Origin of the sequence: Rhizobium sp. PvP014 (assembly GCF_017876855.1) — a bacterium.
Lineage (GTDB): Bacteria > Pseudomonadota > Alphaproteobacteria > Rhizobiales > Rhizobiaceae > Neorhizobium > Neorhizobium soli.
This window is the reverse complement of sequence record NZ_JAGIOT010000002.1, coordinates 652,283-678,996: the sequence shown is the minus strand read 5'-3', so window position 1 is coordinate 678,996 and position 26,714 is coordinate 652,283. Positions and strand designations below refer to the sequence as shown.

General features: G+C 58.0%; 22 protein-coding genes and 3 tRNA genes. 3 read left to right on the top strand and 22 right to left on the bottom strand.

Annotated features, from left to right (window positions below):
• Positions 1-11: 11 nt before the first annotated feature.
• The 9 genes from rplB to rpsL form a co-directional block, all read right to left on the bottom strand.
• A complete protein-coding gene (gene rplB / locus J3A65_RS07870) occupies positions 12-845 on the bottom strand; it encodes a 50S ribosomal protein L2 (RefSeq protein WP_062457768.1) in 834 nt (277 codons plus the stop codon).
• 11 nt (positions 846-856) lie between these two features.
• Entirely contained in the window at positions 857-1,150 is a 294-nt protein-coding gene (locus J3A65_RS07865; protein WP_062457771.1) for a 50S ribosomal protein L23, read from the bottom strand.
• Entirely contained in the window at positions 1,147-1,767 is a 621-nt protein-coding gene (rplD, locus tag J3A65_RS07860) for a 50S ribosomal protein L4 (RefSeq protein ID WP_062457774.1), read from the bottom strand. The genes J3A65_RS07865 and rplD overlap by 4 nt, the downstream gene beginning before the upstream one ends.
• 14 nt (positions 1,768-1,781) lie before the next feature.
• Entirely contained in the window at positions 1,782-2,423 is a 642-nt protein-coding gene (gene rplC / locus J3A65_RS07855; RefSeq protein WP_062580268.1) for a 50S ribosomal protein L3, read from the bottom strand.
• A gap of 37 nt (positions 2,424-2,460) precedes the next feature.
• Positions 2,461-2,769 carry a 30S ribosomal protein S10 gene (gene rpsJ, locus J3A65_RS07850; RefSeq protein ID WP_003547547.1) on the bottom strand — a complete coding sequence of 103 codons (309 nt, stop codon included), beginning with the start codon at positions 2,767-2,769 and terminating at the stop codon, positions 2,461-2,463.
• Between the two features lie 312 nt (positions 2,770-3,081).
• Positions 3,082-4,257, bottom strand: a complete 1,176-nt coding sequence (gene tuf, locus J3A65_RS07845; protein WP_092662037.1) for an elongation factor Tu — start codon at positions 4,255-4,257, stop codon at positions 3,082-3,084.
• Between the two features lie 94 nt (positions 4,258-4,351).
• Positions 4,352-6,451: an elongation factor G gene (fusA, locus tag J3A65_RS07840; RefSeq protein ID WP_062453161.1), complete on the bottom strand. Its 2,100-nt coding sequence runs from the start codon at positions 6,449-6,451 to the stop codon at positions 4,352-4,354.
• A gap of 33 nt (positions 6,452-6,484) precedes the next feature.
• Positions 6,485-6,955 (bottom strand): 30S ribosomal protein S7, encoded by a 471-nt coding sequence (rpsG, locus tag J3A65_RS07835; RefSeq protein WP_062453162.1) that lies wholly within the window; start codon positions 6,953-6,955, stop codon positions 6,485-6,487.
• Positions 6,956-7,036: 81 nt separating this feature from the next.
• Positions 7,037-7,408, bottom strand: coding sequence for a 30S ribosomal protein S12 (gene rpsL / locus J3A65_RS07830; protein ID WP_042618537.1), 372 nt, complete (start codon positions 7,406-7,408; stop codon positions 7,037-7,039).
• A gap of 499 nt (positions 7,409-7,907) precedes the next feature.
• Here rpsL and J3A65_RS07825 point away from each other — a divergent pair, with 499 nt between their 5' ends.
• Positions 7,908-8,201, top strand: coding sequence for a hypothetical protein (locus tag J3A65_RS07825; protein WP_062453163.1), 294 nt, complete (start codon positions 7,908-7,910; stop codon positions 8,199-8,201).
• 110 nt (positions 8,202-8,311) lie between these two features.
• Here the strand turns inward: J3A65_RS07825 and rpoC are convergent, their stop codons facing one another.
• The 10 genes from rpoC to J3A65_RS07775 form a co-directional block, all read right to left on the bottom strand.
• On the bottom strand, positions 8,312-12,520 hold the full coding sequence (rpoC, locus tag J3A65_RS07820) for a DNA-directed RNA polymerase subunit beta' (RefSeq protein ID WP_062580264.1): 4,209 nt from the start codon (positions 12,518-12,520) through the stop codon (positions 8,312-8,314).
• 188 nt (positions 12,521-12,708) lie between these two features.
• Positions 12,709-16,839: a DNA-directed RNA polymerase subunit beta gene (gene rpoB, locus J3A65_RS07815; RefSeq protein WP_062454716.1), complete on the bottom strand. Its 4,131-nt coding sequence runs from the start codon at positions 16,837-16,839 to the stop codon at positions 12,709-12,711.
• A gap of 247 nt (positions 16,840-17,086) precedes the next feature.
• Positions 17,087-17,461 carry a 50S ribosomal protein L7/L12 gene (gene rplL, locus J3A65_RS07810; RefSeq protein WP_062453165.1) on the bottom strand — a complete coding sequence of 125 codons (375 nt, stop codon included), beginning with the start codon at positions 17,459-17,461 and terminating at the stop codon, positions 17,087-17,089.
• 55 nt (positions 17,462-17,516) lie between these two features.
• Entirely contained in the window at positions 17,517-18,035 is a 519-nt protein-coding gene (rplJ, locus tag J3A65_RS07805) for a 50S ribosomal protein L10 (protein ID WP_062453166.1), read from the bottom strand.
• A 337-nt stretch (positions 18,036-18,372) separates the two neighbouring features.
• Positions 18,373-19,071: a 50S ribosomal protein L1 gene (gene rplA, locus J3A65_RS07800; protein WP_062453167.1), complete on the bottom strand. Its 699-nt coding sequence runs from the start codon at positions 19,069-19,071 to the stop codon at positions 18,373-18,375.
• A 1-nt stretch (position 19,072) separates the two neighbouring features.
• Positions 19,073-19,504 (bottom strand): 50S ribosomal protein L11, encoded by a 432-nt coding sequence (rplK, locus tag J3A65_RS07795; RefSeq protein ID WP_062453168.1) that lies wholly within the window; start codon positions 19,502-19,504, stop codon positions 19,073-19,075.
• 174 nt (positions 19,505-19,678) lie between these two features.
• On the bottom strand, positions 19,679-20,209 hold the full coding sequence (gene nusG / locus J3A65_RS07790; protein ID WP_062453169.1) for a transcription termination/antitermination protein NusG: 531 nt from the start codon (positions 20,207-20,209) through the stop codon (positions 19,679-19,681).
• A 15-nt stretch (positions 20,210-20,224) separates the two neighbouring features.
• Complete coding sequence (secE, locus tag J3A65_RS07785) at positions 20,225-20,425, bottom strand: preprotein translocase subunit SecE (protein WP_062453170.1); 201 nt, start codon at positions 20,423-20,425, stop codon at positions 20,225-20,227.
• Positions 20,426-20,620: 195 nt separating this feature from the next.
• A tRNA-Trp gene (locus J3A65_RS07780) sits at positions 20,621-20,696 on the bottom strand.
• A gap of 108 nt (positions 20,697-20,804) precedes the next feature.
• Positions 20,805-22,199, bottom strand: a complete 1,395-nt coding sequence (locus tag J3A65_RS07775) for a capsular biosynthesis protein (RefSeq protein ID WP_209900623.1) — start codon at positions 22,197-22,199, stop codon at positions 20,805-20,807.
• Positions 22,200-22,408: 209 nt separating this feature from the next.
• Between J3A65_RS07775 and J3A65_RS07770 the strand changes: the two genes are divergently transcribed.
• Positions 22,409-23,713, top strand: a complete 1,305-nt coding sequence (locus tag J3A65_RS07770; RefSeq protein WP_209900621.1) for a capsular biosynthesis protein — start codon at positions 22,409-22,411, stop codon at positions 23,711-23,713.
• Positions 23,714-23,821: 108 nt separating this feature from the next.
• Here J3A65_RS07770 and tuf (J3A65_RS07765) read toward each other — a convergent pair whose 3' ends face one another.
• From tuf (J3A65_RS07765) to J3A65_RS07755, 3 genes are all read right to left on the bottom strand, one after another.
• Positions 23,822-24,997: an elongation factor Tu gene (gene tuf / locus J3A65_RS07765; protein WP_092662037.1), complete on the bottom strand. Its 1,176-nt coding sequence runs from the start codon at positions 24,995-24,997 to the stop codon at positions 23,822-23,824.
• A gap of 342 nt (positions 24,998-25,339) precedes the next feature.
• A tRNA-Gly gene (locus J3A65_RS07760) sits at positions 25,340-25,413 on the bottom strand.
• 26 nt (positions 25,414-25,439) lie between these two features.
• Positions 25,440-25,524: transfer RNA gene (locus J3A65_RS07755), tRNA-Tyr, on the bottom strand.
• A gap of 202 nt (positions 25,525-25,726) precedes the next feature.
• On the opposite strand from J3A65_RS07755, the gene J3A65_RS07750 reads away from it, so the two are divergent.
• Entirely contained in the window at positions 25,727-26,614 is an 888-nt protein-coding gene (locus tag J3A65_RS07750) for an RNA methyltransferase (protein WP_092662035.1), read from the top strand.
• Positions 26,615-26,714: the final 100 nt, after the last annotated feature.

The window sequence follows — 26,714 nt, the reverse complement described above, 5'->3', positions numbered from 1 at the left end:
GACTTCCTCTCTTACTTCTTGACGTGGCGCGAGCGCATGATGAACTTGTCCGTGGACTTGTTCGAACGCGTGCGCTTGCCCTTGGTGGGCTTGCCCCACGGGGACACCGGATGGCGTCCACCAGAGGTACGGCCTTCACCACCGCCGTGCGGGTGGTCGACCGGGTTCATGACAACGCCGCGGTTATGCGGACGCTTGCCACGCCATACGGTACGACCGGCCTTGCCGTCGTTGATGTTGCCGTGATCGGGGTTGGAGACAGCACCGATCGACGCCAGGCAGGAGCCCGGAACGAGACGCTGTTCACCAGAGTTGAGGCGCAGGATCGCCATGCCGGCATCGCGGCCGACGAGCTGCACATAGGTGCCGGCGGAGCGAGCAATCTGACCGCCCTTGCCTGGCTTCATTTCGACGTTGTGAACGATCGAACCAACCGGGATGAACTGCAGCGGCATGGTGTTGCCGGGCTTCACGTCGACAGCCTTCGAGGAAGCGATGACCTTGTCGCCTGCAGCAAGACGCTGCGGAGCGATGATGTAGGCCTGTTCGCCGTCCGTGTAGGTGACGAGCGCGATGAACGCGGTACGGTTAGGGTCGTATTCCAGACGCTCGACCGTGCCTTCAATGTCGAACTTGCGACGCTTGAAGTCGACCAGGCGATAGGTACGCTTGTGACCACCGCCGATGAAGCGGGCAGTGATACGACCGTTGTTGTTGCGACCACCGCTCTTGGACAGACCTTCAGTCAGCGACTTGAGGGGCTTGCCCTTCCAGAGGCCCGAACGGTCGACGATAACCAGCTGACGCTGGCTCGGGGTCGTCGGATTATAGCTTTTCAGTGCCATTTTTCTTTACCTCAGAGACCGGTGGAGATGTCGATCGTCTGACCTTCGGCCAGGGTTACGACAGCCTTCTTGACGTCCTTCTGCTTGCCGATGAAGCCCTTGAAGCGCTTCACCTTGCCCTTGCGGACCAGCGTATTGACGGCAGTGACCTTCACACCGAAGAGAGCTTCCACGGCAGCCTTGATTTCCGGCTTCGAAGCAGTCTTGGCAACGTTGAAGACGATCTGGTTATACTCGGAAACCAGTGTCGACTTTTCGGTGATCGAAGGAGATACGATCACATCATAGTGGCGAATGTCGGTCACTTGAAACGCTCCTCGAGGGCTTCAACCGCAGCCTTGGAAAGCACGAGCTTACCGCGACGCAGGATGTCGTAAACATTGATGCCCTGGACCGGCAGAACGTCCACATTCGGGATGTTCTGGGCTGCGAGCTTGAAGTTGCTGTCGAGCTCAGCACCGCCGATGAACAGCACGTTGGTCAGGCCAAGCGATGCGAACGTACCGACGAGAGCCTTGGTCTTTGCTTCAGAAGCAACCAGGTTGTCGATGACGATCAGATCTTCAGACTTCAGCTTTGCAGACAGAGCGTGACGCAGAGCAAGAGCGCGAACCTTCTTGGGAAGATCATGCTCGTGGCTGCGAACGACCGGGCCGTGTGCACGACCACCGCCGCGGAACTGCGGAGCGCGAGCCGAATGGTGACGAGCGCGGCCCGTACCCTTCTGCTTGAACATCTTCGCACCGGTGCGAGCAATCTCGGAACGGCTCTTGGTCTTGTGCGTGCCCTGCTGCTTCTTAGCGAGCTGGTAACGCACCATGCGTGCGAGGATATCCTCGCGTGGGTCGAGGCCGAAAATCGCGTCCGACAGGGAAACCTGGCCGGCGTCTTTTCCCTCGAGGGTCTTGACGTTGAATTCCATAATAGCTGGCTCCCTTACTTCGCGGCCGACTTGACGGCGTCGCGAACTTCAATCCAGGCGCCCTTGGAGCCGGGAACGGCACCCTTGACGAGGATCAGTCCGCGGTCTTCATCCGTCGAGACGATTTCGAGGTTTTGCGTGGTGATACGCGTCTGGCCCATGTGACCAGCCATGCGCTTGCCCTTCCAGACCTTGCCCGGATCCTGGTTGTTACCAGTCGAACCGTGCGAACGGTGCGACACGGAAACACCGTGGGTCGCCCGCAGACCACCGAAGTTATGGCGCTTCATAGCACCGGCAAAACCCTTACCGATCGAAGTGCCGGTGACATCCACCAGCTGACCAGCAGCAAAATGATCGGCCTTCAGCTCAGTGCCAACGTCGATCAGATTTTCTTCGGAAACGCGAAACTCAACGAGCTTCGACTTCGGCTCGACGTTAGCGATGGCGAAGTTGCCACGCATAGCCTTGGAGGTGTTCTTTACCTTGGCGACGCCAGCACCGAGCTGAACGGCAACATAGCCATTCTTCTCAACAGTGCGCTGTGCGACGACCTGGCAGCTCTCCAGCCGCAAAACGGTAACCGGGATGTGCTCACCAGCGTCGTTATAGACGCGGGTCATTCCCACTTTCTGTGCAATTACACCCGAACGCATCGGTTCAATCCTTCTCACTCAGCTCGAGACATAAGCCTCAGAGCTTGATCTCAACATCGACACCTGCGGCGAGGTCGAGCTTCATCAGCGCGTCCACGGTCTGTGGTGTCGGGTCTACGATATCGAGAAGGCGCTTGTGTGTGCGCATCTCGAACTGCTCGCGGCTTTTCTTGTCGATGTGGGGGGACCGGTTAACCGTAAACTTCTCGATGCGAGTCGGAAGCGGAACGGGGCCCCGGACGCTTGCGCCGGTGCGCTTCGCCGTCGACACGATCTCACGCGTCGAAGCGTCGAGAATGCGGTGATCGAACGCCTTCAGGCGAATGCGGATATTTTGGCCGTTCATTCGACGTTATCCTTGTTTCTTGTTTCCACGTGCCAACGTTACAGCACGAGTTGTTCGTTATCCTAAGGCGGGACCACCAGTGTCAAAGATCGAACGGGTGCGCTAACAGCGGCAGTCCGTTCTCGTCTCCAGGCCGAAGGCCCACCTTAATGTCTTTGGCAATTGCCTGCCTCGATAAAACGAAGCAAGGCGCAAATAGCGCTCGCGCGCCATTTGCTACATTTTCATGTCATAAGCAAGTCAGCAGGGCCAACTTGCTTAAAAAAAGTGAACCGGGCGGGACCCGAAGAACCCGCCCTGCCCTCTGATTTGTTACTCGATGATCGAGGCAACGATGCCGGCGCCGACGGTACGACCGCCTTCGCGGATCGCGAAGCGGAGCTTTTCTTCCATCGCGATTGGAACGATCAGCTCGACTTCAACGGTGACGTTGTCGCCTGGCATAACCATTTCCGTGCCTTCAGGAAGCGAAACGATACCGGTCACGTCCGTTGTACGGAAGTAGAACTGAGGACGGTAGTTCGTGAAGAACGGCGTATGACGGCCGCCTTCTTCCTTGGTCAGGATGTAGGCTTCTGCCATGAACTTCTTGTGCGGCTTGACCGAACCCGGCTTGCACAGGATCTGGCCACGCTCAACGCCGTCACGCTGTACGCCACGGATCAGAGCGCCGATGTTGTCGCCGGCCTGGCCCTGGTCGAGCAGCTTGCGGAACATTTCAACGCCGGTAACAGTCGTCTTGGTCGTGGCGCGGATGCCGACGATTTCGACTTCTTCACCAACCTTGACGATGCCACGCTCGACGCGACCGGTCACGACCGTACCACGGCCCGAGATCGAGAACACGTCTTCGATCGGCAGCAGGAACGGCTGGTCGATCGGACGCTCAGGCGTCGGGATGTAGGCGTCAACAGCTGCCATCAGTTCGCGAACGGCGTCTTCGCCGATCTTCTTGTTCGAATCTTCAAGAGCGGCCAGAGCCGAACCCTTTACGATCGGAATGTCGTCGCCCGGGAAGTCGTAGGACGACAGAAGTTCGCGAACTTCCAGTTCGACGAGCTCGAGGAGCTCTTCGTCGTCGACCTGGTCAACCTTGTTGAGGAACACGACGATCGCCGGAACGCCAACCTGACGAGCAAGCAGGATGTGCTCGCGGGTCTGTGGCATCGGGCCGTCGGCAGCCGAGCAAACCAGGATCGCGCCGTCCATCTGCGCCGCACCGGTGATCATGTTCTTAACGTAGTCGGCGTGGCCGGGGCAGTCGACGTGTGCGTAGTGGCGGTTTGGCGTTTCGTATTCGACGTGTGCCGTCGAAATGGTGATGCCGCGGGCCTTCTCTTCAGGAGCAGCGTCGATCTGGTCGTAGGCCTTGAATTCGCCGAAGTACTTCGTGATCGCCGCAGTCAGCGACGTCTTGCCGTGGTCGACGTGACCGATCGTGCCAATGTTGACGTGAGGCTTATTGCGCTCAAACTTGCTCTTTGCCATTTCCGGCTCTCCATTTTGCGTGAGCCCTCAAGGGCTCCAATTCTTGTTGTCGCCCCGGCACGAGGCCGAGGCGTATTTTGGATCGGTATTCGGATTACTTCTGACCGGAATACTTAGCCTGGATTTCGGTCGCGACGTTCGACGGAACCGGTGCGTAGTGATCGAAGGTCATCGAATACTGTGCACGGCCCTGCGACATGGAGCGCAGGTTGTCGACGTACTTGAACATGTTCGCGAGTGGCACGTGAGCGTTGATAACGATCGCGATGCCGCGCTGTTCCTGGCCCTGGATCTGGCCACGACGGGAGTTCAAGTCGCCGATCACGTCACCGACGTAATCTTCCGGGGTCACAACTTCGACCTTCATCATCGGCTCGAGAAGCTGTGCGCCAGCCTTCTTTGCCGCTTCACGGAAGCAAGCACGCGATGCGATTTCGAACGCGAGGACCGAGGAGTCGACGTCGTGGAAGGCGCCATCCATCAGGGTTGCCTTGACGCCGAGCATCGGGAAGCCCGCGAGCGGACCCGAAGACAGAACGCTTTCGATACCCTTCTGAACGCCGGGGATGTATTCCTTCGGAATGGAACCACCAACGATCTTGGATTCGAACTTGAATTCGTCGCCATCCGGGTTCGGTTCGAAGACGATCTTGACGCGCGCGAACTGACCGGTACCACCGGACTGCTTCTTGTGCGTGTAATCTTCTTCGTGCGTGCGTGTGATGGTTTCGCGGTAGGCAACCTGCGGCGCGCCGACAGTAGCTTCTACCTTGAATTCACGGCGCATGCGGTCGACGAGGATGTCGAGATGCAGTTCGCCCATGCCGGCGATGATCGTCTGACCAGACTCTTCATCCGTCTTGACGCGGAACGAAGGATCTTCAGCAGCCAAGCGGTTGAGCGCGAGGCCCATCTTTTCCTGGTCGCCCTTGGTCTTCGGCTCGATGGCGATCTGGATGACCGGCTCAGGGAATTCCATACGCTCGAGGATAACCGGGTGCAGCGGATCACACAGGGTGTCGCCGGTCGTGGTTTCCTTGAGACCTGCGAGAGCCACGATGTCGCCTGCAAAGGCTTCTTCGATGTCTTCACGGGAGTTGGAGTGCATCTGCAGCATGCGGCCGACGCGCTCGCGCTTTTCCTTGACCGTGTTCATGACGGCCGTGCCCTTGGTGAGCTTGCCGGAATAGATACGGGCGAAGGTGAGCGAACCAACGAAGGGGTCGTTCATGATCTTGAAGGCCAGCATCGAAAGCGGCTCATCATCCGACGGATGACGGGCGATTTCGGCTTCGGTCTTGACGTCGATACCGTTGATGGACGGGATGTCGAGCGGCGAAGGCAGATATTCGACAACGGCGTCGAGCAAAGGCTGAACGCCCTTGTTCTTGAACGCAGTGCCGCAGAACATCGGATGGAACTTGACGTCGATGGTACCACGACGAACCAGCGCACGGATCTTGTCATTGTCCGGCATGATGCCGTTCAAGTAGTTTTCCATGGCTTCTTCATCGATATCGACGACCTGTTCGATCATCTTCTCGCGGTATTCGGCAGCCTTTTCCTTCATGTCGTCAGGAATCTCGACGACGTCCCAGGCAGCGCCGAGCGACTCGTCGCGCCAGATCAGGGCATTCATCTCGATGAGATCGATAACGCCCTTGAACTCGGTTTCTGCACCGATCGGGAGCTGCATGACAACAGCGATGGCGCCGAGACGGGTTTTGATCATTTCTACCGAGCGGTAGAAGTCAGCGCCGGTCTTGTCCATCTTGTTGCAGAAGATCATCCGCGGGACATGGTACTTCTCGGCCTGACGCCAGACGGTTTCCGTCTGCGGCTCTACGCCGGCGTTTGCGTCGAGAAGAGCGATCGCACCGTCGAGCACGCGCAGCGAACGTTCGACTTCAATGGTGAAGTCGACGTGGCCGGGAGTGTCGATGATGTTGAAGCGGCGCATCTTGCCGTCACGGCCCTTCCAGAAGGTCGTGGTCGCAGCGGAGGTGATGGTGATCCCACGCTCCTGCTCCTGCTCCATCCAGTCCATGGTGGCTGCGCCATCATGAACTTCGCCGATCTTGTGCGACTTGCCCGTGTAGTAAAGAATCCGCTCTGTGGTCGTGGTCTTGCCGGCGTCGATATGCGCCATGATACCAAAGTTGCGGTAGTCTTCGATTTTATATTCGCGAGCCATAGGACTGCCTTTCGAAACTCGATCGGGTGAAGATTACCAACGGTAATGCGAGAATGCGCGGTTTGCGTCCGCCATCTTGTGGGTGTCTTCACGCTTCTTGACGGCGCTGCCACGGTTGTTCGAAGCATCCATGAGTTCGCCCGAGAGGCGATCGATCATGGTGGTTTCGTTACGCTTGCGGGCAGCAGCGATCAGCCAGCGGATGGCGAGAGCCTGACGGCGCTCCGGACGAACGTCGACCGGGACCTGATAGGTTGCACCACCAACACGACGCGAACGGACTTCGACGTGCGGAGCGACGTTGTCGAGGGCTGTGTGGAAGATGCCGAGCGGATCGGCCTTGGACTTGCCCTGCACGGAGTCAAACGCACCGTAGACAATGCTTTCGGCGACAGACTTCTTGCCGTGAAGCATGATGGCATTCATGAACTTAGTGACGATCAAATCGCCGAACTTAGGGTCCGGATTGATCTCACGCTTTTCTGCACTATGGCGTCGGGACATATTACTCGTCTCTCAAACGGTTTAGACGCTTTATCACGCGGAGAACCTCGCGCAGCGCCGGAAAATTGGAAATCCGAAGGATTACTTCGGACGCTTCGCACCATACTTCGAACGGCGCTGCTTACGGTTCTTGACGCCCTGGGTGTCGAGAACGCCGCGGATGACGTGGTAACGAACGCCTGGCAAGTCCTTTACGCGGCCGCCACGGATCATGACGACAGAGTGTTCCTGCAGGTTGTGACCTTCACCCGGAATGTAGCCGATGACTTCGAAGCCATTGGTGAGGCGAATCTTGGCAACCTTACGCAGAGCCGAGTTAGGCTTCTTCGGGGTCGTCGTATAAACGCGGGTGCAAACGCCGCGCTTCTGCGGGTTTTCCTGCAGAGCAGGAACCTTGTTGCGCTTTACCTGTGCCTGGCGTGGCTTACGGATCAGCTGGTTTACGGTAGGCATATACCCATCCCTTGCAAAATCTTCTTTCAAGCCCCTTTCGGGACCATTCGGATGCCGTTTCCGGCGGCGACACACACATCTCCTCATGCACGAAACGTGGCCCGATCCGTATCCGGATGGACCACATAAGGCAGAGGACGCATTGAAAACGCGTCGTGCGTGCAGCATTCTTGTAGTCAACGTGCGTTTTTTGGAAACCTGTTTGAGGCGAACTCCGGAGAAAGACTCTCCAGACGCACATGTCTCACATGGTGTCCGATGCCGCGGCGTTTACTGACTTAACCCTTCTGCGTCAAGAGCTGGCCCGAAAATAATGGCGGAAAGCCTTGTTTACTGGGGTTTTCGATCGCCTGAAAAGCCGCCCCAAAACATTAAAGTTCGACCCCGGCATTTCCGTTTGGGAATCACTGAATATGGCAATAAAGGAGGTTTTGGAACATTCCTCGCTCTTGCCTCTTGATGACAATGAAGCGTCAGCCCCTTTACCTGGAGATTGCACATGGCAAACCCCGCCGATAACGACAACACGCTCGATGACCCGATGATTTTCATCATTATCGGCAAGGCTTACGAGACCAAGGGCGGCGAAGGCATCGAGATGCATGTCATTCTGCGCGCACCCGACGATGACTCCGCCGTACGCGAGGCGCTGAACGCGCTGACCGAAGAAGGCTTCCTGGAGGCCGACCTCGATCAGATCGGCGTCCTGACCGACGAGCCGCCGGAAGAGCCGCATGCATCCGCCTATCAGGGTGCGCTCGAAGGCGAAGTCGCGATCATCCGCTTCGACTAACCTGTTTCTGAATTTAGATAAAAGAAAACGCCCGGATCGCTCCGGGCGTTTTTTTGTCGTGCGTTCCTGAAAAGAGAGCGCCCGTTTCCGGGCGCCCTACCCTCGCAGCCTTATTCGGCCGGAGTCTTTTCCGGGTTCATGTTCTGCAGCATCGGTGTAGCCGAGCCAGCGCCTGAGCCCTTCTTGCGTTCCTCGAGGATGAGGTCGTCGCGCGAAGTGGCGATGCGGCGGATCTGCGTCATGGTGCCGCCAGTACCAGCCGGGATGAGACGGCCGACGATGACGTTTTCCTTCAGACCCTGCAGCGTATCCGTCTTGCCGGCAATTGCAGCTTCCGTGAGAACCTTGGTGGTTTCCTGGAAGGATGCAGCCGAGATGAAGGACGGCGTCTGCAGCGATGCCTTGGTGATGCCGAGCAGTACCGGGTCGCCGAAGGCAGGCTTCTTGCCTTCCTCGATGAGACGGTCATTGGCATCGTCAAGTTCGATCCGGTCGACATTGTCACCGACGATATACTGGCTGTCGCCGCTATCGGTGATCTCGACCTTCTGAAGCATCTGACGAACAATCACTTCGATGTGCTTGTCGTTGATGACAACGCCCTGCAGACGGTAGACTTCCTGGATTTCGTTGACCAGGTAGGAAGCGAGTGCTTCCACGCCCTTGATCGCCAGGATGTCGTGCGGCGCAGGATTGCCGTCGAGGATGTAGTCGCCCTTTTCGATGTAGTCGCCTTCCTGAAGGTGGAAGGGCTTGCCCTTCGGGATCAGGTATTCGACTGCTTCGACACCGTCTTCTGCAGGCTCGATCTGGACGCGACGCTTGTTCTTGTAGTCGCGGCCGAGGCGGATCGTACCATCGATCTCAGCGATGATGGCGTGATCCTTCGGACGACGAGCTTCGAACAGTTCGGCAACGCGCGGCAGACCACCGGTGATGTCCTTGGTCTTGGCGCTTTCCATCGGGATACGCGCCAGAACATCGCCCTGCGATACCTTGCTGCCCGGTTCTACGGACAGGATGGCATCGACGTTGAGGTTGAAGCGGGCGTCACCACCACGCGACAGCTTCATGATCGCACCCGAAGCGTCCTTGATGACGATTGCAGGCTTCAGATCGATACCGCGCGGGGTCGAACGCCAGTCGATAACCTGACGCTTGGTGATACCCGTGGATTCGTCGGTCGATTCCGAGACCGAAATCGAGTCGACCATGTCCTCGAAGAACACCGTACCGGCCACTTCCGTCATCATCGGACGTGTGTAGGGGTCCCATTCTGCAAGACGCTGACCACGACGAACCTTGTCGCCGTCATCGACATGCAGCTTCGAACCGTAAGCAACGCGCTGCGAGGAACGCTCGACACCACGCTCGTCGAGAATGGTAACCGACATGTTGCGGCCCATTGCGACGAGAACGTTTTCCGAGTTCCGCAGCATGTTGCGGTTCTTGATGAGGATCGTGCCCTCATAGGACGCTTCCAGGAACGACGAGTCGACCACGTTTGCCGTACCGCCCAAGTGAAACGTACGCATGGTCAGCTGGGTACCAGGCTCACCGATCGACTGAGCAGCGATAACGCCGACAGCCTCACCCATGTTGACCGGGGTACCGCGCGCAAGGTCACGGCCGTAGCAGATCGAGCATACGCCTGTCTGAACTTCGCAGGTCAGTGCAGAGCGGATACGGATCGACTGAATGCCAGCCTTTTCGATCTCGATGACATCGGGCTCGAGGATCATGCGACCAGCATCGACGATGCGCTCACCCGTGACTGGATGATCGATGTCGTCGAGGGCCGTACGACCGAGAACGCGTGTACCGATGGACGCAACAACCTGACCGGCGTCAACGATGGCGGTCATGGTGAGACCGCTCTCGGTGCCGCAATCGACCATGTTGACGATGCAGTCCTGGGCCACGTCGACGAGACGACGGGTCAGGTAACCGGAGTTCGCCGTCTTCAAGGCGGTGTCTGCGAGACCCTTACGGGCACCGTGGGTCGAGTTGAAGTACTCGTTAACGGTCAGGCCTTCTTTGAAGTTCGAGATGATCGGGGTCTCGATGATTTCACCCGACGGCTTCGCCATCAGGCCGCGCATGCCGCCCAGCTGACGCATCTGGTTCGGTGAACCACGGGCGCCGGAGTGGGACATCATGTAGATCGCGTTCATCGGCTTCTGGCGACCGGTCTCTGCGTCGAATTCGACAGCCTTAATGCGGGCCATCATGTCTTCGGCGACCTTCTCGGTGGCCTTACCCCAGGCGTCTACGACCTTGTTGTACTTCTCGCCCTGAGTGATCAGGCCGTCGTTGTACTGCTGTTCGTATTCCTTCACGAGGGCTTCGGTATCACCGACGATTTTCACCTTCGAGTCCGGGATGATCATGTCGTCCTTACCGAACGAAATGCCAGCCTTGCACGCATGGGTGAAGCCGAGCTGCATGATACGGTCGCAGAAAATGACCGTGTCCTTCTGACCGCAGTGGCGGTAGACCGTGTCGATCATCTTGGAGATGTTCTTCTTGGTCATTTCCTGGTTGCAGGTCTCGTACGGCACCTTGAAGTTCTTCGGCAGAAGTTCGCCGATGATCATACGACCAGGTGTCGTTTCATAGATCTTGGAAACCGGCTTGCCGTCCTCGTCGACCGTCTTGAAACGACCGCGAATCTTTGCGTGCAGGGTGACGACCTTGTTTTCCAGAGCATGGTGCAGTTCGCCCATGTCCGAGAATACCATGCCTTCGCCCGGCTCGTTCTGATTAAGGATCGACAGGTAGTACAGGCCGAGAACCATGTCCTGCGAAGGAACGATGATCGGCGCGCCGTTTGCCGGGTGCAGAATGTTGTTCGTCGACATCATGAGCACGCGGGCTTCAAGCTGGGCTTCCAGCGAGAGCGGCACGTGAACAGCCATCTGGTCACCGTCGAAGTCGGCGTTGAAGGCCGTGCATACGAGCGGATGCAGCTGGATAGCCTTGCCTTCAACCAGAATCGGTTCGAAGGCCTGGATGCCCAGACGGTGGAGCGTCGGTGCGCGGTTCAGAAGGACCGGATGCTCGCGGATGACCTCGTCGAGGATATCCCAAACTTCTGGCTTTTCCTTTTCAACCAGCTTCTTCGCCTGCTTGACGGTCGAGGAATAACCCTTGGCGTCGAGACGGGCGTAGATGAACGGCTTGAACAGCTCGAGCGCCATCTTCTTCGGCAGGCCGCACTGGTGCAGCTTCAGTTCCGGACCGGTCACGATGACCGAACGACCGGAATAGTCGACGCGCTTGCCGAGAAGGTTCTGGCGGAAGCGGCCCTGCTTGCCCTTGAGCATGTCGGACAGCGACTTCAGCGGACGCTTGTTGGCACCGGTGATGACGCGGCCACGACGGCCGTTGTCGAACAGCGCGTCCACAGATTCCTGCAGCATGCGCTTTTCGTTGCGGATGATGATGCCGGGAGCGCGCAGTTCGATCAGGCGCTTCAGACGGTTGTTACGGTTGATGACGCGGCGGTACAGATCGTTGAGGTCGGACGTCGCGAAACGGCCGCCGTCAAGCGGAACCAGCGGGCGCAGATCCGGTGGGATGACCGGAACGACCTTCATGATCATCCATTCCGGGCGGTTGCCGGATTCCATGAAGTTCTCGACGATCTTCAGGCGCTTCATCAGCTTCTTCTGCTTGAGATCCGATGTGGTCTCAGCAAGGTCCGTGCGAAGGTCACCAGCGATCTTTTCGAGATTCATCGATGCCAGCATCTCGTAGATGGCTTCAGCACCGATCATCGCCGTGAACTGATCTTCACCGAACTCGTCGATGGCGATCATGTATTCCTCTTCCGACAGAAGCTGATTTTCCTTCAGCGACGTCAGGCCAGGCTCAGTGACGATGTAGTTCTCGAAATACAGAACGCGTTCGACATCCTTCAGCGTCATGTCGAGCAGTGTCGAGATACGCGAAGGCAGCGACTTCAGGAACCAGATGTGGGCAACAGGCGCAGCAAGTTCGATATGGCCCATGCGCTCGCGGCGAACGCGCGACAGCGTGACTTCAACGCCGCACTTTTCGCAGATGATGCCCTTGTACTTCATGCGCTTGTACTTGCCGCACAGGCATTCGTAGTCCTTGATAGGTCCGAAAATGCGCGCGCAGAAAAGACCATCGCGTTCAGGCTTGAACGTACGATAGTTGATCGTTTCCGGCTTCTTGATCTCGCCGTAGGACCACGACAGGATCTTTTCCGGGCTCGCAATCGAGATCCGGATCGAATCGAAGTGCTGTGCGGGCACTGTCGGGTTGAAAAGGTTCATGACCTCTTGGTTCATGCCTGTCTCCTTGATGGGGCGTAACGCCCTCAGTCGGGTCGCGGTACCGGCAAATTCCCGGGATGCCGATCCTCGACCCATAAATGACAATAACCGCAGAATGCGGCAAAACTCCCCTCACCCGATGCAAACTCCACCGGCGGAGGGAATGGCGTGCGCGGTTGCCCCCGCACGCCCCTTGTCAAATTTTATTCAGCCGCGTCGGGCAGTGCGTCAGCCGTATCGAGCTTGGAATTTTCCAGTTCGACCGACAGACCCAGCGAGCGCATTTCCTTGACGAGAACGTTGAAGCTCTCCGGAATGCCTGCCTCGAACGTGTCGTCGCCTCGGACGATCGCCTCGTAGACCTTGGTACGACCTGCCACGTCGTCCGACTTCACCGTCAGCATTTCCTGCAGGGTGTAGGCGGCGCCGTAAGCTTCCAGAGCCCAGACTTCCATTTCCCCGAAGCGCTGACCACCGAACTGAGCCTTACCACCGAGCGGCTGCTGGGTGACGAGCGAGTACGGACCAATCGAACGCGCGTGGATCTTGTCGTCCACAAGGTGGTTCAGCTTGATCATGTACATGTAGCCAACAGTCACCTGACGGTCGAAGGCTTCACCGGTACGACCGTCGTACAGGGTCGACTGACCGCTTTCGTGCAGACCGGCCTTCTTCAGCATCGAAGCAACGTCTGGTTCATGCGCACCGTCGAAAACCGGCGTTGCGATGGAGACGCCCTTGCGGGACTGTTCGGCAAGTCTGACCAGCGAGTCATCGTCGAAGTCGACGACTTCGTTCTTGGCCTCACTGGCATACACGTCGGTCAGAACTGTCTTCAGCTCGCCGATGTCCATGGTCTTGCGGTATTCGTCGAGGAGCTCGCCGATCTTCTTACCCATGCCGGCGCAAGCCCAGGCAAGGTGGGTTTCGAGGATCTGACCGACGTTCATGCGCGAAGGCACGCCCAGCGGGTTCAAGCAGATGTCGACATGGGTACCGTCTTCGAGGAACGGCATGTCTTCGACAGGCACGATACGCGAAACAACGCCCTTGTTACCGTGACGGCCGGCCATCTTGTCTCCCGGCTGGATCTTGCGCTTCACAGCGACAAAGACCTTGACCATCTTCATGACGCCCGGAGGCATTTCGTCGCCGCGCTGGACCTTTTCGACCTTGTCCATGAAGCGATGCTCGAGCAGCGACTTCGACTCGTCGTACTGACCACGCAGTGCTTCGATCTCGCCCTGGACCTTTTCGTCTTCGACCGCGAACATCCACCACTGGGAGCGGGGATATTCGGAGACGACGGCGTTGGAGAGCTCGACGCCCTTCTTGAAGCCCTTCGGACCGGCGACAGACGCCTGACCACGGAGCATCTCGATCAGACGGCCGTAGACGTTACGGTCGAGGATCGCCTGTTCGTCGTCGCGGTCCTTGGCGAGGCGTTCGATTTCCTCGCGTTCGATCGCCATCGCACGTTCGTCCTTTTCGACGCCGTGACGGTTGAAGACGCGAACTTCGACGACGGTGCCAAACGTGCCCGGAGGCATACGCATGGACGTGTCGCGAACGTCGGAAGCCTTTTCACCGAAGATGGCGCGCAGAAGCTTTTCTTCAGGCGTCATCGGGCTTTCGCCCTTCGGTGTGATCTTGCCGACGAGGATGTCGCCCGGCTGAACTTCGGCGCCGATATAGACGATGCCGGCTTCGTCGAGGTTCTTCAGCGCTTCTTCCGATACGTTCGGAATGTCGCGCGTGATTTCTTCAGGACCAAGCTTCGTGTCGCGCGCCATCACTTCGAATTCCTCGATGTGGATGGAGGTGAACACGTCGTCAGACACGATGCGCTCGGACATGAGGATCGAGTCTTCGTAGTTGTAGCCGTTCCAAGGCATGAACGCGACGAGCGCGTTGCGGCCGAGAGCCAGGTCACCGAGGTCGGTCGAAGGACCGTCAGCGATGATGTCACCCTTGTTCAGAATGTCGCCGACGGCGACCAGCGGACGCTGGTTGACGCAGGTATTCTGGTTGGAGCGCTGGAACTTCTGCAGGCGGTAGATATCGACGCCGGACTTGCCGGATTCGAGATCTTCCGTCGCACGGATAACGATACGGGTCGCATCCACCTGGTCCACAACACCGCTACGGCGGGCAGCGATCGCCGCGCCGGAGTCACGCGCAACCACGGGCTCCATGCCGGTGCCGACGAACGGCGCTTCGGCGCGAACCAACGGAACCGCCTGACGCTGCATGTTGGACCCCATGAGGGCGCGGTTGGCGTCGTCGTTTTCGAGGAACGGGATCAGAGCCGCTGCGACGGAGACGAGCTGCTTTGGCGAAACGTCCATCAGGTTGACGGTGTCGCGCGGGGACAGCATGACTTCGCCGGAATGGCGGCAGACCACGAACTCTTCAACGAAGGTGCCTTCGGAGGTGAGTTCCGAGTTCGCCTGCGCAACGTAGTACTTCGCCTCTTCCATAGCGGAGAGATAGACGACGTCCTTCGTGACCTTGCCATCGATGATCTTGCGGTACGGGCTTTCGATGAAGCCGTACTTGTTGACGCGGGCAAAGGTTGCAAGCGAGTTGATTAGACCGATGTTCGGGCCTTCCGGCGTTTCGATCGGGCAAATACGGCCGTAGTGGGTCGGATGAACGTCGCGGACTTCGAAGCCTGCGCGCTCGCGGGTCAGACCACCCGGGCCAAGTGCCGAAAGACGACGCTTGTGGGTGATTTCCGAAAGCGGGTTCACCTGGTCCATGAACTGCGACAGCTGCGAGGAACCGAAGAATTCGCGAACCGCGGCAGCAGCCGGCTTCGCATTGATCAGGTCCTGCGGCATGACGGTGTCGATCTCGATCGACGACATGCGTTCCTTGATGGCGCGCTCCATGCGGAGCAGACCCAGACGGTACTGATTTTCCATCAGTTCGCCGACGGAACGAACACGGCGGTTGCCGAGGTTGTCGATGTCGTCGATTTCGCCCTTGCCGTCACGCAGTTCGACGAGCATCCGGACCACGGCCAGGATATCGTCCTTGCGCAGAACGCGCATCGTGTCTGGAGCGTCGACGTCGAGACGCATGTTCATTTTCACGCGGCCGACGGCGGAGAGATCGTAACGCTCCGAATCGAAGAACAGCGAATTGAACATGGCTTCGGCCGAGTCCATCGTCGGCGGCTCGCCCGGACGCATGACGCGGTAGATGTCGAACAGTGCATCCTGACGATGCTCGTTCTTGTCTGCGGCCAGCGTGTTGCGGATGTAGGCGCCAACATTGATGTGGTCGATGCCGAGAACCGGGATCTCGTCGAAACCGTGGTCGAGGATGACCTTGAGGGTCTTCTCGTCGATTTCGTCGCCGGCTTCGAGATAGATCTCACCCGTCGAGTAGTTGACGATGTCTTCGGCCAGATAGTTGCCGTAGAGATCGTCATTCGTTGCCTTGATGGCCTTGAGGCCCTTCTCGGTCAGCGAACGAAGCAGACGCGGGGTCAGCTTCTTGCCGGATTCCACAACGACTTCGCCCGTATCGGCGTCAACCATTTCCGACAGCGCCTTGGCACCCTTGAGGGTTTCGGCGTTGAACGGAATGCGCCAGCCTTCACCGTCGCGAACATAGTTGGACTTCGTATAGAACGTCGACAGGATTTCTTCGCCGTCCATGCCGAGTGCCATCAGCAGCGACGAGACGGGGATCTTGCGGCGACGGTCGATACGCGCGTAGACGATATCCTTGGCGTCGAATTCGATGTCGAGCCAGGAACCGCGATACGGAATGACGCGAGCAGCGAAAAGCAGCTTGCCGGAAGAGTGGCTCTTGCCCTTGTCGTGGTCGAAGAACACGCCTGGCGAACGGTGCATCTGAGACACGATGACGCGCTCGGTACCGTTCACGATGAACGTGCCGTTGTCGGTCATGAGCGGCATGTCGCCCATGTAGACGGACTGTTCCTTGATGTCCTTGATGGACTTCGCGCCCGTATCCTCGTCGATATCAAACACGATGAGACGCAGCGTCACCTTGAGAGGCGCTGCGTAGGTCAGATCGCGCTGACGGCATTCTTCGACGTCGAACTTCGGCGGTTCGAATTCGTAGGACACGAATTCGAGCATGGAAGCGCCGGAGAAATCGCTGATCGGGAAGACAGACCTGAACACGGAGTTCAAACCTTCGTCCGGACGACCACCCTTCGGCTCTTCAACCATCAGAAACTGATCGTAAGACGCCTTCTGAACCTCGATGAGGTTCGGCATTTCTGTGACTTCGGGGATTTTCCCAAAAAACTTGCGTACGCGCCTGCGACCGTTAAATGAAAGGGTCTGAGCCATCGTCGCTCCTTCAAAATTGCATCCGGGCCTGCAACGGACGGGGTTCGCTGGCCAGTCGATCCCGTCGAACATGGTATTCTCAAACTCGTCCTACTTCCCGAAAGCGAAAGGCCGGATTGCCTTCTCGGTTCGGTTCAGGACCATCCTCTTGAGAACCCATTACCCAGGGGCCGTTTTCACGATCCCTGGGTAATAGTTTCGGAGGAAGAATGCGGGGGAGACTGATCTCCCCCACCGTATTCCGATATTACTTGACGTCGACCTTGGCGCCTGCGTCTTCAAGCTTCTTCTTGAGGTCTGCAGCTTCAGCCTTGGAAACGGCTTCCTTGACAGCCTTAGGAGCGCCTTCGACGAGGTCCTTAGCTTCCTTCAGGCCGAGACCTGTGATTGCGCGGACTTCCTTGATGACGTTGATCTTGTTAGCGCCGGCTTCAACGAGGATAACGTCGAATTCGGTCTTTTCTTCTTCAACGACAGCAGCAGCACCGCCGCCAGCAGCAGCTGCTGCGACAGGAGCAGCAGCCGAAACGCCCCACTTTTCTTCGAGCATCTTGGAAAGCTCAGCAGCTTCCAGAACGGTGAGGGCGGACAGGTCTTCAACGATCTTTGCGAGATCAGCCATTTTATCAGTTCCTTATATTCGGTTCGAACTTGGTTTTGAACAGCGAAAAACCGCCTTACGCGGCTTCGTCCTTCTTTGAGTAAGCCGCAAACACGCGAGCAAGCTGAGCTGCTGGTGCGGATACAACCGTTGCAATGCGGGTAGCCGGGGCGTTCAAGAGGCCCAGCAGCTTGCCACGAAGCTCGTCCAGCGAAGGCAGGGTCGCAAGCGACTTGACTGCTTCTGCGTTGAGCGTGGTTGTTCCCATGGCTCCACCGAGGACAACGATCTTGTCGTTGGTCTTGGCGAAATCCACGACGACTTTGGGAGCAGTGATCGGGTCATTGCTGTAAGCAATGAGTGTCTGACCGGTGAAGAGATCGGAGATCCCTTCTGCTTCCGTACCCTGAAGAGCGATCTTGGCCAGGCGGTTCTTCGCGACTTTGACGGTGCCGCCAGCAGCACGCATTTTTGAACGGAAGTCGTTCATCTGCGCAACTGTGACACCAGCATAGTGGGCCACGACAACTGAACCAGAAGCCTTGAAGACTTCATTCAGCTCCGTGACGAATTCGCGTTTTTCCGCTCTTTCCACTGTCTGTCTCCAGTTGATAGGACCGCAATCCTGCAGGCCCTACCGGGTTTGCCTTTGCCTCGAACGATCGTTTGACGGACCGTCCGTGGCGGTTGAGGATCCTGTCCCCCCGCTCTGTCGCCACGAAGGCTTCAGGCTTAAGGCACACAAGGCTCGAACCGAATTGACAACGCCGGAGCGCCGAAAATCTGCGTTCTTACCCGTCTCATGCAGGCCAAGTGATTAAGGGAAAACCACCTGCAATCTCGGACAGGAATTCCGGATTTCTCCGGAAATTCCCGCTCCCCGAAGGGAGAGGGAATTCATGCAGCCGGAGCCCTGGGGCTCCGGCAATTCATTAAGCGGCTGTGACCGACGAAGGCTCGATCTTGACGCCTGGGCCCATCGTCGACGAAATCGCGACGCGCTTCAGGTAGTTGCCCTTGGCGCCAGCCGGCTTTGCCTTGATGACGGCGTCAGCAAAGGCACGGATGTTTTCTTCGAGTGCCTTGGCATCGAAGGAAGCCTTGCCGATGCCGGCGTGAACGATACCGGCCTTCTCGACGCGGAACTCGACAGCGCCGCCCTTGGAAGCCTTGACGGCTCCGGCAACGTCCATGGTCACAGTACCGACCTTCGGGTTCGGCATCATGCCACGCGGGCCGAGAACCTTACCGAGACGACCGACGAGCGGCATCATGTCAGGAGTTGCGATGCAACGATCGAAGTCGATCTTGCCGCCCTGAACGATTTCCAGCAGGTCTTCTGCGCCAACAATGTCTGCACCAGCAGCCTTGGCTTCATCAGCCTTGGCGCCACGTGCGAAAACAGCAACGCGAACGTCACGGCCGGTGCCGTTCGGCAGGTTGACAACGCCGCGGACCATCTGGTCTGCGTGACGCGGGTCAACGCCGAGGTTCATCGAGATTTCGACGGTTTCGTCGAACTTAGCCGTCGCACGTTCCTTGACCATCGAGATGGCTTCGGTGAGAGCGATGAGCGTTGTCGGATCCACGCCTTCGCGGATCTTCTTCATGCGCTTTGCGAGCTTTACCATGTTAAGCCACCACTTCCAGGCCCATGGAGCGGGCAGAGCCCTCAACCATCAGCATTGCGCCTTCGACGTCGGCTGCGTTGAGATCCTTCATCTTACCTTCGGCGATCGCACGGACCTGAGCCTTGGTGATGGTACCGGCCTTGCCACCCTTGCCAGGTGTCTTGGAACCGGAAGTGATCTTCGCTTCCTTCTTCAGCCAATAAGTAACCGGCGGCTGCTTCATCGCGAAGGTGAAGGACTTGTCCTGGTAGTAGGTGATGACGACCGGGATCGGCATACCCTTTTCCATTTCCTGCGTGGCGGCATTGAACGCCTTGCAGAATTCCATGATGTTGATGCCACGCTGACCAAGCGCCGGGCCGATTGGCGGGGACGGGTTAGCCGATCCTGCCTTGACCTGAAGCTTGAGCTGGCCTGCTACTTTCTTAGCCATTTCTCTGCCTTTCGTTATGGACCGATATCTTGGTCCGAAATGCCGGATTGACCGGCGGCTGCGGTTGCGTGGTGCGGCTTATCGAGGTCCGGCTAGACCCCTCACCTTCCACGCGGGTTGCGGCAAACGCCGCACAGGGCCGCCAACTCAATGGCAGCCCATATTCAAAAACAATCAGACCTTCTCGACCTGAGCGTATTCGAGCTCCACCGGAGTGGCGCGGCCAAAGATCGACACTTCGACCTTGAGGCGCGAACGCTCTTCATCGACATCCTGAACAACGCCGTTGAACGACGCGAACGGACCATCGGAAACACGAACCTGTTCACCAACCTCGAACGAGATCGAGGACTTCGGCCGCTCGACACCTTCCTGAACCTGACCGAGGATACGATCGGCTTCGGAGTCAGGGATCGGAACAGGCTTGTTGTCGGAACCAAGGAAGCCGGTAACCTTCGGCGTGTTCTTGATCAGATGGTAGGCTTCGTCCGTCAGGTTCGCACGAACCATGACGTAGCCTGGGAAGAACTTGCGTTCGCTATCGACCTTTCGGCCGCGACGCACTTCCACAACCTTTTCCGTCGGAACGAGGATCTGTTCGAACAAATGCTCAAGCCCCTTCTGGCGAGCCTTGTTCTCGATGTCCTCAGCGACCTTTTTCTCAAAGTTCGAATATGCGTGGACGATGTACCAGCGGGCCGCCATCTTAATACTCCAGGATCAAACGCTGACGTTCAGCACGAAGCCGAGCAACCAGCCAATAAGCTGGTCCGCAGCGAAGAAAAACAGCGCCGCAACCACGACCATGACCAGAACCATGATCGTCGAGATCGTGGTTTCACGGCGGGATGGCCAAGTGATTTTAGACGCTTCGGAACGAACCTGCTTGAAGAACGTTGCCGGATTGGTTTTGGATGCCATCGATTGCCCACGCAATTACGGCACGTAAAGCCGATATCGTTCAGCCCCACGCACCGCGTGTCTGTTGTTCCCTACATAAACACCCATTTCCCGTTAAACAAGAGGAAAAAGGTGCCTACATGATATTCCCAACTTTGGACAACAACCGCTCAGCGCCTATCAATTACAGTCGCAAGCTATGTGTTGTGCGAAGGCTGGCAGGGGCAGCCGGGCTTGAACCGACGACCTGCGGTTTTGGAGACCGCCGCTCTACCAACTGAGCTATACCCCTTCAAACCGAAGACTGACGGACCATCAAGATCCTCTCCGTCACCGGCTAGGCGCTCCCTTTAAGACGCTGCGCCGGACTTGGCAAGAGTGTTTTTCGAACTTTGCCAGGCTATGTGAATTTGCCGCCGACGTTGTCGCCGAGATCTCTTGCCGAGACCGGGGACAAGACTTGATCCGGCTTCCCTAGGAGAAGATCGCGCGTTGAAAGCTCGACGGCGCCCGTCGCCGTCCCGGTCGCCGGCACGCGCCTCTCTGTTGGCAGCGGAAGCCGTTGCCATGCCAGACGCGGCGGTTTTTCGACGAAGGCACCAGGTTCGTTGACGGTGCGGTCGCGGACGCGGGTAATGATCGATTCGATCGCGAGCGCGCGGCCTTCTTCGTGATAGAAATTGCCCTTGATCTGTACCGTGCCGGCCAATGCCTTGATGAAGGCGCGCAGCAGGTTCGCGTCAAGCGGCTCGGGGTTAGACCAGAACGAGTCGATCCCGCCCTGATGGGTCAACCCGGGCATGTCGTAAACTGCCGCACCGAGCGCAATCGTCGGAAGACCGGCTCTCAGGCTGTGCATCGCCGTCGTGGAGTTGGCAACGATCGTCCCGTGCGAATGCTTTAGGATCGCACCGAGCTCGCCCTTTTCGATAAACACGACCCGGTTTGACACATGATAGCGTGCGGCGATCTTCGACACGACCTTGCGCCAGCCCTCGAGATCGTTGTCTAGTGGATGCTGCTTGACGATCAACCGTGAACTTTCGGGCGCATGCAGCGAGAACGAATGGATAACCTGATCGATCATCTGAGAGAGATGCCGATAAGGAGAGTTTGCTCGGATCTGGTAGTCGCTCTGCAATTGCAGAGCCAGGAGGTAATTCTTGCCGGTTTCGCCGTCGAAAAATCCCTCTGGCAGATCGTGGCGCGAACGGAACATACGCGGCAGCCACGACAGATAGTCGATCAGCGGATCGTAGTATTTGTCCGAGCGGTAGAACGGGAACATCGGGCGGCCGAAATATGCCAGGAGATTATAGATGACCTCGTTTGTCGCCTCCTGTCCGAACGTGTGGCCGTAGCGCGCCTTGAGATCCGGTTCGGGAACCTGCTCGGCAACCTTGCGAATCACGTTCGGATCGTTGGGGAAGTGCGAGAAGCGGCCCATGCCATTGCGTTCGAGCGTGATCCAGTCCGGCCGAAGATAGCCGAACTCGACGGCATGACACTGAATGCCCAACCGACGCGCAACGCGTCCGGCAAAGCGATGGTAGGGCAGCCTGTCGGCGTAGTAGAGAATGTCGGTGATGCCTTCGCGACGGATGAGGTCAGCCAGATAGCGTGGCCAGGCCCTCAGCGTTCCGCGATAGTTGATCGCTCCGGACTTACGCCAGTAGGCCTGGTCTCCGAACGAGAAGTTCACACGTTTCGTACCGATCCCCTGCGCTTCGAACGCGTTTGCCAGCTCGAGCCAGAACACGGACGGTGGACCTTGGAGAAACAGGACTTTTGTCATTCGAAGCCAATACCGCTTGATTCGGGATCATGAAATTGAGGGTCGTCTAGCCTGATCGGGGTTCTCCCGACGTAATACACAGCTCCCCGTACGTGAGACGGATGCCAATTCACACAATTACCGTTAAACAGTTCCGGTACTTTCACGAAGGCACCACCGTCGTCAATGGCGCCTTTTACGCACGAAGCATATCCCAAGGTTACGTCGCCATGCATCAACGCCGATTCCTGCTGCTTCAAGGACCCGCCTCGCCGTTTCTCAAGAAGCTCGCGGAAGCCATTGAAAACAAAGGCGCGAAGGTATCGAAGATCAACCTATCCTTAGGTGATGTGGTGTTTTGGTGGCCGCGCAAAAGCGAACTGTTTCGCGAAAAGCCTGAACATTGGGCAGTGTATCTCGATCGCTACATAAGCGATCACAATGTAACCGATATCGTCATGCTTGGTGATGGTCGTGCGCCGCATCACAGCGCGGCTGCCGTTGCGTCAGCCAGAGCCGTTGACGTCCATATTCTCGAACACGGGTATCTGCGGCCCGACTGGCTGACGATAGAGCCGGATGGCATGTCGGCACATTCTCGCTTCCCGCAGGATGCGGAGCGTATCCGCATGATCGCGGAAAGCGCACCGGCCATTGACGGGGTCGGACGCTACCGCTCCAGCTTCTTGACCTACGCGCTCTACGATCTTGTCTATCACGTTCCCAATGTTCTCTTGGGATGGCTCGTTCATCCCCACTACCGGACCCATGGGCCCGTGCATCCGGTTGGGGAATATGCCGGCTGGATCTGGAAGGCGCTAAGGATGAAATCTCGGCGACGGAACGCCGATCTCGCGACCACAGCCGCCCTCACCCCGATTCAGACGGCGGATGGCGTGCGCTTGCCTCGGGTCTTCCTGTTTCCATTGCAGCTTCCTGGGGATTACCAGATCATCCGTCACGCCCCCGGCGGCGACCTCTTCGCCATCGTCGATTCGGTGATTGCTTCTTTCGCAAAGCACGCAGGCAGTAACGACCGCCTGCTGTTCAAGGTCCATCCGATCGACAATGGACTGTCGCGCTGGCCCGAGCGCATCCGGGCCGCCTCAAACCGCCACGGAATATCGGACCGTGTCTTCTATGCGGATGGGGGCGACACCGACGACCTTATCACCCGCGCGGCCGGCGTCGTCACAGTCAACTCGACCGTCGGACTGACCGCGCTATCGATGGCAAAGCCGGTAGTTGCGCTGGGCGCTGCGGTATACGACATCCCCGGGCTGACGTTCCAAGGGCCACTCGCGGAGTTCTGGACGAATCCGGGACGGCCGGACATGGAACTGTTCGACGCCTTCCAGCGGGCGCTTGCCGCGACGACGCAGGTCCGCGGTGGTTTCATCGGGAGAGACGCGATTGAAGCAGGCGCCGAGAATGTTGCAGCACGGCTGATGGAGCCTGCGCCACGCCTGCCGAAGAGCTGGGCCAAGCCAGGCGGCAGCACGCAGTTCCGCTATATGAATGAACTCTTTGGCTGAACGGCGTACGCGCTTCCTGCGGACGTCTCCTGACCGATTTCAACACGCTGTAACGAAAAAGGCCCCGCGGTTTCCCGCGAGGCCTTTTTCAAGTGGTTGATCTATCGATTACTCGATGATCGAGGCAACGATGCCGGCGCCGACAGTACGACCGCCTTCGCGGATCGCGAAGCGCAGCTTTTCTTCCATCGCGATCGGAACGATCAGCTCGACTTCAACGGTGACGTTGTCGCCTGGCATAACCATTTCCGTGCCTTCTGGAAGCGAAACGATACCGGTCACGTCCGTTGTACGGAAGTAGAACTGAGGACGGTAGTTCGTGAAGAACGGCGTATGACGGCCGCCTTCTTCCTTGGTCAGGATGTAGGCTTCTGCCATGAACTTCTTGTGCGGCTTGACCGAACCCGGCTTGCACAGGATCTGGCCACGCTCAACGCCGTCACGCTGTACGCCACGGATCAGAGCGCCGATGTTGTCGCCGGCCTGGCCCTGGTCGAGCAGCTTGCGGAACATTTCAACGCCGGTAACAGTCGTCTTGGTCGTGGCGCGGATGCCGACGATTTCGACTTCTTCACCAACCTTGACGATGCCACGCTCGACGCGACCGGTCACGACCGTACCACGGCCCGAGATCGAGAACACGTCTTCGATCGGCAGCAGGAACGGCTGGTCGATCGGACGCTCAGGCGTCGGGATGTAGGCGTCAACAGCTGCCATCAGTTCGCGAACGGCGTCTTCGCCGATCTTCTTGTTCGAATCTTCAAGAGCGGCCAGAGCCGAACCCTTGACGATCGGAATGTCGTCGCCCGGGAAGTCGTAGGACGACAGAAGTTCGCGAACTTCCAGTTCGACGAGCTCGAGGAGCTCTTCGTCGTCGACCTGGTCAACCTTGTTGAGGAACACGACGATCGCCGGAACGCCAACCTGACGAGCAAGCAGGATGTGCTCGCGGGTCTGTGGCATCGGGCCGTCGGCAGCCGAGCAAACCAGGATCGCGCCGTCCATCTGCGCCGCACCGGTGATCATGTTCTTAACGTAGTCGGCGTGGCCGGGGCAGTCGACGTGTGCGTAGTGGCGGTTTGGCGTTTCGTATTCGACGTGTGCCGTCGAAATGGTGATGCCGCGGGCCTTCTCTTCAGGAGCAGCGTCGATCTGGTCGTAGGCCTTGAATTCGCCGAAGTACTTCGTGATCGCCGCAGTCAGCGACGTCTTTCCGTGGTCGACGTGACCGATCGTGCCAATGTTGACGTGAGGCTTATTGCGCTCAAACTTGCTCTTTGCCATTGAATGCTTCCTGTGAACATAAGAGGTTGACCCGGCGACCGGGTTTGGTGTCGCCGTTTAAGGCTTTCCCAAGGATTGCGCAAGACATAATTACGCCGCCGCCCCGTACAAGGGGCAGGCCGAAAGATGGCGCTCTATCTGCCTGTATTTCAAGGCCTCGGCGTGTCGCCCTCCCCGTCTGCCGGAAGTATGGCCGCCGCAGAGATGGTGATGGCCTGATACGTAATCCTGACGTCCGATCCGGTTTTTGCGCGTGCCGCACGTGATCAACACGAGCACAAATCGACGCGATGTTTGAATGGATCAAACCGGTCGAAAATAGAAATCATTTGTCCGGGATATTGGAGCGGGTAGCGGGAATCGAACCCGCGTATTCAGCTTGGAAGGCTGCTGCTCTACCATTGAGCTATACCCGCGGGGGTGGTCCGATCTCGAAGACGAATGGTGGAGAGAGTTGGATTTGAACCAACGTAGGCGTAGCCAACGGATTTACAGTCCGTCCCCTTTAACCACTCGGGCATCTCTCCATTCGTCTGGATCGTTAGACCAAGTCTGCTGACCGTCTGGCTTGCCGCCCCTCGGTCTGCGCCGCGTATATGACGGCCTCATGTCCGTCTGTCAACACGACCTCTTTGAAAAAAGGAGGAAAAAATTGGATATCGTCATGACATCCGACGAAGGCTCGAGCGGAGGGCTTTGCCGAAACCGCGCTCCTCGATATAAGGCAGCATGAGCACAAAAGATCCTAAAGACAAAACCGCCCGCGACACCCATTACGCGACGCTTCGCCGGAATGTTCGCGATACCAAGCGCGAACGCGGCGAGATCCCGACGCCGCAGCAGGGCCGCGTCAAATCCAACAAGGGCGCCAAGGATTGGACGCCACCGCAGCTGCAGCCGGAACAGGTGCTGCTCTACGGTCTCCATACGGTTCGGGCTGCGATCCAGAACCCGGAGCGCAAGCTGATCAAGCTTTCGGTGACACAAAACGCCTTTATGCGACTGGAGATCGGCGAATCGAGCGAGCTGTCTTTTCCTGTCGAGTTCGTCTCGCCGCAGGATATCGACAAGGTGCTGGGTCCCGAGGCGATCCACCAGGGCGTGATGCTGGAAACGCGGCCCCTGCCCGTACGCCGGCTTGAAGCCCTTAAAGAGAGCCCGCTTCTCCTGGTACTCGACCAGGTAACGGATCCTCATAACGTCGGTGCCGTCATGCGATCGGCCGTAGCGTTCGGCGCAGGCGCCCTCATCACTACTCAGAGACATAGCCCGACCGAGTCAGGCGTGCTGGCAAAATCCGCATCCGGCGCACTGGAACTCATCCCGTATATCCAGATCACCAACCTCGCCGACGCACTGGAATCGATTCACAAGCTTGGTTTCCAGACGATCGGGCTTGATTCGGAAGGTCCTGCCCCGCTGGAAGGCACGTTCTCCGGTGAGCGGATTGCTTTGGTCCTCGGATCCGAGGGCAAGGGCTTGCGCCAGAAGACCCGCGAAACGGTGAATGCGTTGGCCCGGCTCGACATGCCCGGCGAGATCAAGTCGCTCAACGTCTCGAATGCCGCAGCGATTGCTCTTTACGCGACAAGGCAGCATCTCCTGAAGATCTCCTGAAATTACGTTAGCGGCCTGACGAAAACCGTCGGGCCGCTGCGCTCCATCCTGGCGCAAGCTTTATATGAGCACCTCCTAATTATCTTAAATGGGAGAGCTT